Source organism: Pantoea sp. X-Soil-ISGK-275, assembly GCF_059730795.1.
Window position 1 is genome coordinate 3,257,470 of sequence record NZ_AP035976.1, and the last position, 12,238, is coordinate 3,269,707.

The 12,238-nt window shown below is 52.3% G+C and carries 11 protein-coding genes and 5 tRNA genes; 2 read left to right on the forward strand and 14 right to left on the reverse strand.

Features of this window, described 5'->3' with window-relative positions:
* Positions 1-23: 23 nt before the first annotated feature.
* The 3 genes from rimM to ffh all read right to left on the reverse strand — a co-directional run bounded on the left by rimM (position 24) and on the right by ffh (position 2,344).
* Complete coding sequence (gene rimM, locus AC6I8A_RS15190) at positions 24-572, reverse strand: ribosome maturation factor RimM (RefSeq protein WP_008108998.1); 549 nt, start codon at positions 570-572, stop codon at positions 24-26.
* An 18-nt stretch (positions 573-590) separates the two neighbouring features.
* Positions 591-839 carry a 30S ribosomal protein S16 gene (gene rpsP / locus AC6I8A_RS15195; protein WP_007893313.1) on the reverse strand — a complete coding sequence of 83 codons (249 nt, stop codon included), beginning with the start codon at positions 837-839 and terminating at the stop codon, positions 591-593.
* 143 nt (positions 840-982) lie between these two features.
* Complete coding sequence (gene ffh, locus AC6I8A_RS15200; protein ID WP_008108995.1) at positions 983-2,344, reverse strand: signal recognition particle protein; 1,362 nt, start codon at positions 2,342-2,344, stop codon at positions 983-985.
* Positions 2,345-2,511: 167 nt separating this feature from the next.
* On the opposite strand from ffh, the gene AC6I8A_RS15205 reads away from it, so the two are divergent.
* Together AC6I8A_RS15205 and AC6I8A_RS15210 are read left to right on the forward strand one after the other, a co-directional pair.
* A complete protein-coding gene (locus AC6I8A_RS15205; RefSeq protein ID WP_008108993.1) occupies positions 2,512-3,306 on the forward strand; it encodes a cytochrome C assembly family protein in 795 nt (264 codons plus the stop codon).
* Positions 3,307-3,316: 10 nt separating this feature from the next.
* On the forward strand, positions 3,317-4,603 hold the full coding sequence (locus AC6I8A_RS15210; RefSeq protein ID WP_008108991.1) for an HlyC/CorC family transporter: 1,287 nt from the start codon (positions 3,317-3,319) through the stop codon (positions 4,601-4,603).
* 53 nt (positions 4,604-4,656) lie between these two features.
* Here AC6I8A_RS15210 and luxS read toward each other — a convergent pair whose 3' ends face one another.
* The 11 genes from luxS to alaS all read right to left on the reverse strand — a co-directional run bounded on the left by luxS (position 4,657) and on the right by alaS (position 12,151).
* Positions 4,657-5,172, reverse strand: coding sequence for an S-ribosylhomocysteine lyase (gene luxS / locus AC6I8A_RS15215; RefSeq protein WP_007893307.1), 516 nt, complete (start codon positions 5,170-5,172; stop codon positions 4,657-4,659).
* Between the two features lie 150 nt (positions 5,173-5,322).
* Positions 5,323-6,927 carry a glutamate--cysteine ligase gene (gene gshA / locus AC6I8A_RS15220; RefSeq protein WP_265299441.1) on the reverse strand — a complete coding sequence of 535 codons (1,605 nt, stop codon included), beginning with the start codon at positions 6,925-6,927 and terminating at the stop codon, positions 5,323-5,325.
* A 31-nt stretch (positions 6,928-6,958) separates the two neighbouring features.
* Entirely contained in the window at positions 6,959-7,387 is a 429-nt protein-coding gene (locus tag AC6I8A_RS15225; RefSeq protein WP_061719953.1) for a YqaA family protein, read from the reverse strand.
* The gene (gene yqaB, locus AC6I8A_RS15230; protein WP_256697202.1) at positions 7,384-7,950 is read right to left on the reverse strand and encodes a fructose-1-phosphate/6-phosphogluconate phosphatase; all 567 of its coding nucleotides are present in this window, start codon (positions 7,948-7,950) and stop codon (positions 7,384-7,386) included. Before yqaB ends, AC6I8A_RS15225 begins: the two co-directional genes overlap by 4 nt.
* 240 nt (positions 7,951-8,190) lie before the next feature.
* Positions 8,191-8,267, reverse strand: a tRNA-Arg gene (locus tag AC6I8A_RS15235).
* Positions 8,268-8,311: 44 nt separating this feature from the next.
* A tRNA-Arg gene (locus AC6I8A_RS15240) sits at positions 8,312-8,388 on the reverse strand.
* 55 nt (positions 8,389-8,443) lie between these two features.
* Positions 8,444-8,520: transfer RNA gene (locus AC6I8A_RS15245), tRNA-Arg, on the reverse strand.
* 85 nt (positions 8,521-8,605) lie between these two features.
* Positions 8,606-8,682, reverse strand: a tRNA-Arg gene (locus AC6I8A_RS15250).
* 8 nt (positions 8,683-8,690) lie between these two features.
* Positions 8,691-8,783 (reverse strand) — tRNA-Ser (locus AC6I8A_RS15255).
* A 305-nt stretch (positions 8,784-9,088) separates the two neighbouring features.
* Positions 9,089-9,274 (reverse strand): carbon storage regulator CsrA, encoded by a 186-nt coding sequence (csrA, locus tag AC6I8A_RS15260; protein WP_008104508.1) that lies wholly within the window; start codon positions 9,272-9,274, stop codon positions 9,089-9,091.
* 249 nt (positions 9,275-9,523) lie between these two features.
* Entirely contained in the window at positions 9,524-12,151 is a 2,628-nt protein-coding gene (gene alaS, locus AC6I8A_RS15265; RefSeq protein WP_497818733.1) for an alanine--tRNA ligase, read from the reverse strand.
* Positions 12,152-12,238 lie beyond the last annotated feature (87 nt).

Below are 12,238 nucleotides of genomic sequence, written 5' to 3' on the forward strand. Positions count from 1 at the left end.
TACGTTACCGGATTGTCCGGAGATCAAAAACCAGGATCCCAATCTACTTCAATAAGGCCAGTAGAGAGATCGACTTTCTTGATAACCTGTTCATCAAGAAACGGAATTAACCGCTCTTGCGCACCGAATGCATCCTTCAGGTTTGCCTTAACGACGAGAACGTCGTTCGATCCGGTTTCCATCAAATCAATGACTTTGCCCATCTCGTAGCCTTCGAGGTTCACTACTTTCATACCCATAAGGTCTTTCCAGTAGTAATCACCTGCTTCCAGCGCTGGCAGCTGCGTGGAGTCAACCGTAATTTCGCAATTGGTCAACTGTGCTGCAGCGTCCCGATCGTCAATGCCTTTGACTTTGATGATCAGGTCCTGATTGTGGTGCTTCCAGCCCTCGAGTTCGACCTGCTGCCATTTACCGGCGCGCTGGATGAACCAAGGTTGGTAGTCGAAGATGCTTTCAGCGTCTTCAGTGGAGGAAAACACTTTGAGCCAACCCCGAATTCCGTAAGCCGCGCCCATTTTTCCCAATACAATCGGGTTAACGGGAGGCTGCCCGGCAGGTTTAATGCTCATGCTCACCACCGTGACAGATTAAGCTGCTTTCTTTGCTTCTTTGATCAGCGCGTTAACGCGATCAGAAAGCGTTGCGCCCTGGCCAACCCAGTGCTCAATACGGTCCAGATCCAGACGCAGACCTTCAGCCTGACCAGAAGCGATCGGGTTGAAGAAACCTACGCGCTCGATGAAACGACCGTTACGAGCATTGCGGCTGTCAGTGACGACGACCTGATAGAACGGACGCTTTTTAGCGCCGTGACGTGCCAAACGAATTGTTACCATAACATCCTCATTAGTTAATAAAGCGCTCGGGCCCCATCGAGGAACGGGGCCCGAGCGCGATATAAAAAGCCCGAAAATTTTACTCATTTTGGCGCAAAAAGCAACCTGAGTGTGTCAAATAACCGGCTTTCTATGCGGCCGCCTTAGCGACCAGGGAATCCAGGCGGCATCATACCTTTCATGCCACGCATCATTTTGGCCATGCCGCCTTTCTTCATTTTCTTCATCATGCGCTGCATATCATCGAACTGTTTCAGCAGTCGGTTGACGTCCTGCACCTGCATGCCTGAGCCCAGCGCAATACGACGTTTGCGCGAACCCTTAATAATTTCTGGCTTCTCACGCTCTTTACGCGTCATCGAATTGATGATGGCTTCCATGCGAACCAGCACTTTGTCATCCATCTGCGATTTCACGTTGTCAGGCAGTTGTCCCATGCCCGGCAGTTTGCCCATCAGGCTCGCCATGCCGCCCATGTTGCGCATCTGCTTCAACTGCTCAAGGAAGTCGTTGAGATCAAAACCGTCGCCGGTTTTCAGTTTCTTCGCCAGTTTCTCCGCCTGATCGCGGTCAACTTTGCTCTCGATATCTTCGATCAGCGACAGAACATCGCCCATGCCGAGAATGCGCGACGCGATACGCTCTGGATAGAAAGCTTCCAGCGCTTCGGTCTTCTCGCCCATCCCCATAAATTTGATTGGCTTGCCGGTGATGTGACGAATCGACAGCGCCGCACCACCGCGCGCATCACCATCGACTTTCGTCAGGATCACACCGGTCAACGGCAGCGCTTCGTTGAAAGCTTTGGCGGTGTTGGCGGCATCCTGACCGGTCATGGCATCGACCACAAACAGCGTTTCCACCGGATTGATCGCGGCGTGTACCTGTTTGATTTCGTCCATCATCGCTTCGTCGACGTGTAAACGACCGGCGGTATCCACCAGCAGCACATCGTAGAATTGCACTTTGGCTTGTTTCAGCGCGTTCTGAACAATGTCGACCGGCTTTTGGCTCAGATCGGACGGACAGAAATCAACGCCGACCTGCTCAGCCAGGGTTTCCAACTGTTTGATCGCCGCAGGGCGATAAACGTCAGCAGAAACCACCAACACTTTCTTCTTGTGCTTCTCGCGCAAGAATTTACCCAGTTTTGCCACGCTGGTAGTTTTACCGGCACCTTGCAAACCGGCCATCAGCACCACGGCTGGCGGCTGAGCATTCAGATTGAGCGCATTATTTTCAGCGCCCATCGCCGCAACCAATTCGTTGCGCACGATTTTGATGAACTCCTGGCCTGGCGTCAGGCTTTTGTTCACATCGTGGCCAACGGCGGCCTCTTTCACGCGATTAATAAATTCACGCACCACCGGCAGCGCAACGTCAGCTTCCAGCAGCGCCATGCGAACTTCACGCAGCGTGTCTTTGATGTTGTCTTCGGTCAGCCTTCCGCGGCCGCTGATATTGCGCAGGGTTTGCGACAAACGATCGGTTAAATTATCAAACATGCTCTCTCACTTAGAACCGTAGCGAGGCCGCCATAGGCGACACAATGCGCCGGATTATAACACGAAGACGAAGCGATCTCTGCAATTGACCGTCAGATCGTTTGGAGCCTGCTGCTGCTGGCGCTATACTGCTTTTTTCCTTATCTGACCGATACCTGAAAGGATCTATGTTCGTTTTCGCGATCGTGGCGCTGTTCGCCTACTCCCTCAGTCTTGCATTGATCATTCCCAGCCTGCTTAAACGCAACGGTGGCTGGCGTCGTTTTGCTGTGCTTTCCGCCTGCGTGGCGCTGATTGCGCACGCCGTTGCCCTGCAGCAGCGCATTTTTGCTGTTGATAACGGGCAAAACCTCAGCCTGCTTAATATCGGCTCGCTGGTTAGCCTGCTGATCTGCGCCATCATGACAATTGTCGCCTCGCGCAATCGTGGCTGGCTGCTGCTACCGATTGTTTACAGCTTTGCATTGATTAATCTGGCCTTTGCCACCTTTGTGCCCAATGCCTTTATTACGCATCTGGAAACCACGCCGGGCATGATGGTTCACATCGGTCTGTCGTTGTTTGCCTATGCCACGCTGATCATCGCGGCACTGTATGCGCTGCAGCTGGCGTGGATCGATTACCAGTTAAAAAATAAGAAATTGGCTTTCACTCAGGATATGCCGCCGCTGCTCAGCATTGAGCGCAAAATGTTCCACATCACGCAGATTGGTGTCGTGCTGTTGACGCTGGTGCTCTGCACCGGTTTGCTCTTCATGCATAACCTGTTTAGCGCGGAGAATGTGGATAAAGCGGTTCTCTCCATCATTGCCTGGTTTGTCTACATCGTTCTGCTTTGGGGACACTATCGTGAAGGCTGGCGCGGACGCCGCGTCGTGTGGTTTAACTGTGGCGGCGCATTGCTGCTAACCATGGCCTACTTCGGCAGTCGCGTGCTTCAGCACCTGCTCACTTCTCACTAAGGATTTTGTGTTGGAACACGTTTCAACCACCACGCTGATCATTACGCTGGTCATCATGGTGCTGGTCTCTGCGTATTTCTCCGGTTCAGAGACCGGCATGATGACGCTCAATCGTTACAAACTGCGCCATAAAGCCAAAAGCGGTAATCGCGGCGCGCGTCGGGTGGAAAAACTTCTGCGTCGTCCCGATCGCCTGATCAGCCTGGTTTTAATCGGCAACAACCTCGTTAATATCCTCGCCTCCGCTCTTGGCACCATTGTTGGTATGCGCCTGTATGGCGATGCCGGCGTGGCGATTGCTACCGGTATTCTGACTTTTGTGGTGCTGGTATTTGCTGAAGTGCTGCCGAAAACGGTCGCGGCGCTCTATCCAGAAAAAGTCGCCTATCCCAGCAGCGTGTTACTGGCTCCGCTGCAGTACGTGATGTTGCCGCTGGTGTGGCTGCTGAATACCATCACCCGCATTTTGATGCGCATGGTGGGCATTAAAACCGACGGTTCAATCAACTCGGCGTTGAGCAAAGAAGAGTTGCGCACCATCGTGCATGAGTCACGTTCGCTGATGTCGCGCCGTAATCAGGACATGCTGCTGTCAGTACTCGATCTGGAGAAAGTCAGCGTGGATGACATCATGGTGCCGCGCAATGAGATCGTCGGCATCAACGTCAATGATGACTGGAAATCCATTGAGCGCCAGCTGAGTCATTCGCCGCATGGACGCATCGTCCTGTTCCGCGATTCGCTGGACGATTGCGTTGGTATGCTGCGCGTGCGTGAAGCCTGGCGCATGATGACCGAGAAGAAAGAGTTCAACAAAGATCGCCTGCTGCGTGCTGCTGATGAAATTTACTATGTGCCGGAAGGCACGCCGCTTAACGTGCAGCTGGTTAAATTTCAGCGTAATAAAAAGAAAGTCGGCATGGTGGTTGATGAATATGGTGATGTTAAAGGCTTAGTGACAATCGAAGATATTCTGGAAGAGATCGTTGGCGATTTCACCACCTCAATGTCGCCATCGCTGGCCGAAGAAGTGATGCCGCAAAACGATGGTTCGGTATTGATTGAAGGCAGCGCCAATGTGCGTGAAATCAACAAAGCCTTCAACTGGACGCTGCCGGAAGAGGATGCGCGCACCATTAACGGCATGCTGCTGGAAGCACTGGAAGAAATTCCGCTGGTTGATACCCGCGTTACCCTTGGAGCCTACGATATCGATATCCTCGATGTGCAGGACAACATGGTGAAACAGGTGCGCATCACGCCGCACCACGCACTGAAATCCTCCATCGGCTCCTGAAGCCTGCAAACAAAAACGCCGCGATAATCGCGGCGTTTTTCATTGTGTCTCAACTAGATGTGCAGCTCTTTCAGCTTTTCAGCTGGCAGCTTCAAATCTTCGTTGCGGTTCACGCCGATGTCGTGAGCCAGCACATTGCGCGCGATCTGCTGCGCTTCATCCAGTGAGTGCAGTTTGTAGCTGCCGCACTGATATTCGTTCAGCTCTGGAATCTGGCCCTGCTCTTTGACTTTCAGAACATCTTCCATCGCGCCTTTCCAGGCTTTCGCTACACGCTGCTCGTCAGGCGTACCAATCAAACTCATGTAGAAGCCAGTACGGCAACCCATTGGAGAGATGTCGACGATTTCAACGCCATCACCATTCAGGTGATTACGCATGAAGCCAGCAAACAGGTGCTCCAGCGTATGAATGCCACGCTCAGTCAGAATTTCAATATTCGGACGGCAAAAACGCAGGTCGAAAACGGTGATGGTATCGCCATGCGGAGTTTTCATGGTTTTTGCTACGCGTACTGCAGGTGCGCCCATGATGGTGTGATCAACAGTAAAACTATCCAGTAGTGGCATACGTCACCTCCTGTTTTGAGATTTTTTTTAAAACGATGAAACTTTTCTGTTCGTCCAGCGTCTGAATATATGAAAGACGCGCATTTGTTATCATCATCCCTGACAACAGAGATGTTTATTTTGGCCACATTGATGTGGCCATTTTCTTTTCTAGCCTTCGCGGCCCGCAAGGTAACTTTCGAAATCCAGCGTATCGCTCTGTTCCAGCTTCTCTTGTGCCTGCATCGACTCCAACGCCTGACGACTAAAGTCCTCTTCAGTCAGAATCTCTAACGACTCTTCACACAGCAGATGACGGTATTGCTCCGCCAAGGCCACGCCAGCGCCGGTCAAACCGTTTTCTTTGATCGCATGCAGAATACGCGCGGAATAGGTTAGCTCAGGATCGTCGAAAGATGCCACCAGTTGATCGCAAACCTGTTGATATTGCGTGTTGCCGTGATTGCTGTCGAGCACTTCCGCCACGCGACGCAGATCGGCAAACAGCGCTTTGCCCACTTCAACCAGCGTATGTTCAGTTTCGCTACAACCCACAGCAATGACCTGGCCGGGTTTGCGCCCTTCCATCACCACGCGGTTCCAGTTTTTACGCGTACACAGCAACTCATCCGCGCTCATTTCCGGCGCATCAGCCAGCGTACACCAAATCAGGAACAGATCGAGGAAGCGCGCCTGATCGGCATCTACACCAATCGCGGAGAATGGGTTGATGTCCAGCGAACGCACTTCAATGTATTCAATCCCGCCGCGCAGCAGCGCATCAGATGGCGCTTCACCTGAACGCGTAACGCGTTTTGGACGAATCGGTGCATACAGCTCGTTTTCAATCTGCAGCACGTTGGTGTTCAGCTGCAGCCAGTTGCCATCGGCATCTTTTGTGCCCATGGCGGCATACTCTTCCGACGGCGTTTTGATCGCCGCTTTCAGTGCCGCAACATAACCTTCCAGCGAGTTAAAGGTGATGCCCAATCCGCTCTGAGATTTATTGGTGTAACCGAGATCGCTCAGGCGCAGCGAGGTGGCATGAGGTAGCCACAACGTGCCTTTGCCATCAGTTTCAAACGGCAGATTGCTCTCACGCCCTTGCAGGAATGAGGAGCAGATCGCTGGCGATGCACCGAACAGATACGGAATGACCCAGCCAAAACGATAGTAGTTGCGAATCAAACGCAGATAGCCGGCAGAGATGGTCTCTTTGCCGCTTTCGGCATCTTTCACATCCGCCCACTCCTGCCAAAACGACAGCGGCAGCGAGAAGTTGTAGTGCACGCCAGAAATAATCTGCATCAACGCGCTATAGCGGTTCTTCAGGCCCTGACGATACAGCGTTTTCATTTTGCCGATATTCGAGCTGCCATATTGCGCCAGCTCGATGCTATTAACATCATCAATGAAGCCAGGCATGCTGAAAGGCCACAAACGCTCATCGCCCAACTCACGCGCCACATGGCGGTGAATATCGCGCAGGAATGCCAGTGAACGATCGATGCTCTGATCAACCGGCGTGATGAACTCCATCAGCGTCTCAGCAAAATCGGTGGTGATCCAGTCGTGCTTAAGCGCTGAACCGAGTGACTCAGGATGTCCTGTGGTTGCCAGGTGACCATCGGGTTTTACGCGTAACGACTCGCGCTCAATACCACGGCCGATACCCTTTAACGCGTCAGGATGCGCTTCCAGCCAGGAAAGTGCCTTAGATACGTCCGGGATCACATTAACCTCCCGCTGTGTGAATAATTTATTTTTGTTCAGCATAATGTTAACCGTAGCCTCGAATCTGTGCGAATCAATGCCACCATTGCATTGTTTGTAATGTGGCGGTCGCGATAACGATATAACGCAGCGTTTTACCGATGGCGAGGAACAGTACCGAAGGCAGCCAGGCAAAGCGCAACCAGCCTGCGAGCACGCAGAGTAAGTCGCCCACTACCGGCAGCCAGCTGAAAATCAGTGCTGCAGGTCCCAATCGGTGTAACCACGTCATTGCTGTGTCGTGCCATCGCCCTTGCCCTTTTGGCGGCATCAGGCGACCAAGAAGAATGTTGGTCAGGCCGCCCAGTGTGTTTCCCACTGATGCAGCCAATAACAATCCATAAACCGAACCTTTTTGGGCGATCAGCAGTGCAACCAGCACCGCTTCCGAGCTCCCCGGTAACAGAGTCGCACTCAGGAAGCTGCTGCCGAATAACGATCCATAGGTCAGAAATTCATTCACAGTAAACGGACATCAACCACGTCCATGCCTGCTGCTTTGGCGGCTTGTACACCGAAGTCAGCATCCTCAAACACCACACAGCGCTCGGGCGCGATGCCCATTAATTCAGCGCAGCGTAAAAAGGTATCCGGCTGCGGTTTATGACGCTGTACGTCATCCGCTCCGACAACCGCATCAAACAGGTGGTAAACGCCTAGCTCTTCGAGCAGGGCTTTTGCCAGGCTGTGTTCACTGCCGGTGCCCACCGCCATCGGGCGGCGACCATGATAGGCTTTGACCACGTCCATCAACGGCAGCGGACGCACGTCATCTAGCAACATCGCTTTCAGTGCAGCGGTTTTTTCCGCCGCCAGCAGATGCGGATCGTGCGTTGCATTGTTCTGCTCAAGAATGAACTGCGCCAGTTGCCAGGTTGGAGCGCCATTAAAACTCACCATTTTTTCTTCATCCATGGTGAAACCATAGCGGCCAAGCACCTGTTGCCAGGCTTTTCGATGTGTCGGCTCAGTATCCAGAATTGTGCCGTCCATATCGAAAATCAGGGCATCATATTGGTCGTACATTGTCACTCCATCGAGCACCACAAAATGAGCCATTACTTTAGCGTAATGCGCTCAGGTTGTCGCCAGGCGCGCTTAACCGCAAATGCTTTGAAAGCATTAGTTTTTTTCGTTTTCGGAAAAAGGTCAGAGTGCAATGCCGGGCATAAACGCCGGTTAATTCAGTAATTTTTTTACCAGTGGATTTGATTGGCGCAGGATTCAGAAACTGAGAGTCGAAACAGAAAGGTAATGAAGAAGAGATGGTGCATCCAGGAGGATTCGAACCTCCGACCGCTCGGTTCGTAGCCGAGTACTCTATCCAGCTGAGCTATGGATGCATCGAGTTACTGCTGAAGTCAATGTTGAGAAGTGTGAAGAGGAATGGTGCATCCAGGAGGATTCGAACCTCCGACCGCTCGGTTCGTAGCCGAGTACTCTATCCAGCTGAGCTATGGATGCATTGAGGTTTTCTTACGATGGACTAACTGAAACAACCTGAGGATGATACGAAGAATGGTGCATCCAGGAGGATTCGAACCTCCGACCGCTCGGTTCGTAGCCGAGTACTCTATCCAGCTGAGCTATGGATGCATCGAGTTAATTCTTGTACAACGCAGGGTGCTAACAACTCACCATGAAAGGAACTGCTCGTTCACTCTTACTTCACCATTCCGAATGGTGCATCCAGGAGGATTCGAACCTCCGACCGCTCGGTTCGTAGCCGAGTACTCTATCCAGCTGAGCTATGGATGCATCGGAAATGGCGGTGAGGCGGGGATTCGAACCCCGGATGCAGCTTTTGACCGCATACTCCCTTAGCAGGGGAGCGCCTTCAGCCTCTCGGCCACCTCACCTTACGCGTTCTTCCGAACCGTGCTTCTGAACTTGTTTCTGCTCATCGGCACTGCGTGGCGCACATATTACTTTCCCGGACTTATAAGTCAAACATTTATTTCCAGCCTTTTGTTTGATTGCACAAATGACGCTCAATTCGCATGCTTTAACGACAAAAAGAGTGATTTATCAACAAAGAATGGCTGCTGGAGAACACAAATGAGGATTAAAAGACTGGGGGAATTGAGAAAGAAAAACGGGAGATGTGCGGGACTAGAGGGGAAAAACCGGTAGCGCCTCGCTCAGGAGCGAGGCGCTGAATCCGTTAGTAACTCGAGGCTTGAGTTTTTTCGGCTTGAATACGCTGATAGATCTCTTCGCGATGAACCGAAACTTCTTTAGGCGCGTTAACACCAATGCGGACCTGGTTACCTTTTACACCCAGCACCGTTACAGTCACCTCATCGCCAATCATGAGGGTTTCACCAACTCGACGAGTTAGAATAAGCATTCTTTGCTCCTTGAAAGATTAAAAGAGTCGGGCTTGTTCGGTCTCCCGGCCGTATCCATCATATAACGCTGAACAATGCCTATGACAAATACACCATTGTGCTTCGCCATGCCAATACATTCTGCTGATAGTTAGTTTAGCCGAAATACACTACATCAACCGGACTTTGTCATTACCTGGTGTGCACCGCGTTAAAAAAGCGCCAGAAAACGGGCTTCTGGCGCTTATCACAATGCGAAGTTTTATACGTTACAGTCGGTTACTGACCCAATCCTGCACGCCAGCTAGCGCGCCAGCCAGCGCCTGCGGATTTGTACCGCCGGCCTGAGCCATATCTGGGCGACCACCGCCTTTACCGCCAACCTGAGAGGCAAGTTCGCCAATCAGCTCGCCAGCTTTTACGCGGTCAGTAAGATCTTTGGTCACACCAGCAATCAGTGAAACTTTGCCATCATCAACCGTTGCCAGCACGATGATGGCAGACGTTAATTGGTTTTTCAGGTCGTCGACCATGGTACGCAACATTTTCGGCTCAACGTTGCTCAGTTCACTGACCAGTAACTTCGTGCCTTTAACGTCAACAGCCTTACTGCTCAGTGAAGCGCTTTCCTGCGCAGCTTGCTGATCGCGCAGTTGTTGCAACTCTTTTTCCAGCGCGCGGACGTGATCAACCAGGCCGCGCACCTTCTCATTCAAATTACTGCTATTGGCTTTCACCAATTGCGCCACATCCAGTAGCTGTTGGCTCTGCGCATTTACTTGTGCCAAAGCACCTTCGCCGGTTACGGCTTCAATACGGCGTACACCTGCAGCAGTACCCGATTCAGACTGAATGCGGAACAGGCCAATATCACCGGTACGCAGTGCGTGGATACCACCACACAGCTCAGTAGAAAAATCGCCCATGGTCAGCACACGTACGCGCTGATCGTATTTCTCGCCAAACAGCGCCATTGCGCCCTTCTGTTTTGCGTCATCGAGATCCATGATTTCGGTCTCAACGGCAAGGTTGCGGCGAATTTGTGCGTTAACAATATCCTCAACCTGACGGATTTCCTGCGGCTTCATGGCTTCAAAATGAGAGAAGTCGAAACGCAGATACTTATCGTTAACCAGCGAGCCTTTCTGTCCTACGTGATCACCTAATACCTGACGCAGTGCGGCATGCAGCAAGTGCGTGGCGGAGTGATTCAGACGGATGCGCGCGCGGCGGGTTTCATCAACCTGGGCATGCAAACGGTCACCAACGCGTAACTGACCGCTGCTCAGCTTACCGATATGACCAATCGCTTTACCATACTTCTGCGTGTCCTGAACGCTAAATTCAGCATTCTGCCCAGCCAACACGCCGGTATCGCCAACCTGTCCACCTGACTCGCCATAGAACGGCGTTTCGTCAAGCACGACCACCGCGTCCTGACCTGCGCTGATCTGCTCGACTTGCTGACCGTCGACGAACAGCGCTTCGACTGTCGCGTTCAGTTCCAGATGGTCATAGCCTTTGAAGTCGGTTGCGGCATCGATGCGAATGACATTGTTATAGTCGGCACCAAAACCGCTGGCTTCACGCGCACGCTGACGTTGCTGCTCCATCGCGGCTTCAAAACCGGCTTCATCAATCTTCAGATTGCGCTCACGGCATACATCAGCAGTCAAATCCGCCGGGAAACCAAAGGTATCGTACAGACGGAACACCGTTTCGCCATCAAGGGTATCGCCCTGCAGCTTCGCCAGCTCTTCATCCAGCAGCGCAAGTCCACGCTCCAGCGTTTTAGCAAACTGCTCTTCTTCGTTCTTCAGCGCGTTTTCAACATGCTTCTGCTGACGCTTCAGATCTTCACCTGCGGCACCCATCACCTCGATCAGTGGCGCAACCAGCTTGTAGAAGAAGGCTTCTTTCGCACCCAGCATATTACCGTGACGCACTGCGCGACGAATGATACGACGCAATACATAGCCGCGGTTTTCGTTCGATGGGATTACGCCATCGGCGATCAGGAAGGCACAAGAGCGGATATGGTCCGCGATTACGCGCAACGACTTGTTATCCAGATCGGTTGCGCCAGTTACCTGTGCAACAGACTTGATCAATTTGGCGAACAGATCGATTTCATAGTTGGAGTTAACGTGCTGCAGCACGGCAGCAATACGCTCCAGACCCATGCCGGTATCCACTGACGGTTTCGGCAGCGGATCCATGGTGCCATCGGCCTGACGGTTGAACTGCATGAAGACGATGTTCCAGATTTCGATGTAACGATCGCCATCTTCTTCCGGGCTGCCCGGCGGGCCACCCCAGATATGATCGCCGTGATCGAAGAAAATTTCGGTGCATGGACCGCAAGGACCGGTGTCGCCCATCTGCCAGAAGTTATCTGATGCGTAAGCGCTGCCTTTGTTGTCACCAATACGGATAATGCGCTCGCGCGGCACACCAATATCGTTAGCCCAGATTTCGAAGGCTTCATCGTCTGTTTCATAGACGGTCACCCACAGGCGCTCTTTAGGCAGCTTAAACCACTGCTCACCCGTCAGCAGTTCCCATGCATAAGCGATCGCTTCTTTCTTGAAGTAATCACCAAAGCTGAAGTTGCCCAACATTTCAAAGAAGGTGTGATGACGTGCCGTGTAGCCCACGTTTTCGAGGTCGTTATGCTTGCCGCCGGCACGCACACAACGCTGAGACGTCGTTGCGCGCGCATAGTCGCGCTTATCCTGACCGAGGAAAACGTCTTTAAACTGGACCATCCCGGCATTGGTAAACAGCAAAGTCGGGTCGTTGTTCGGTACGAGGGAGCTACTGGCTACAACCTGATGTCCCTTGCTATGAAAAAAGTCGAGAAACGCTTGACGGATCTCAGCAGTGCTCTTGCTCATAAAATTCCTGGAATCACGCTAACGAACGTTCCCTTTCGCTGGCAAACCTTATCCATCCGGCCTGCCGCTGACTGAGGAACAAAAAGT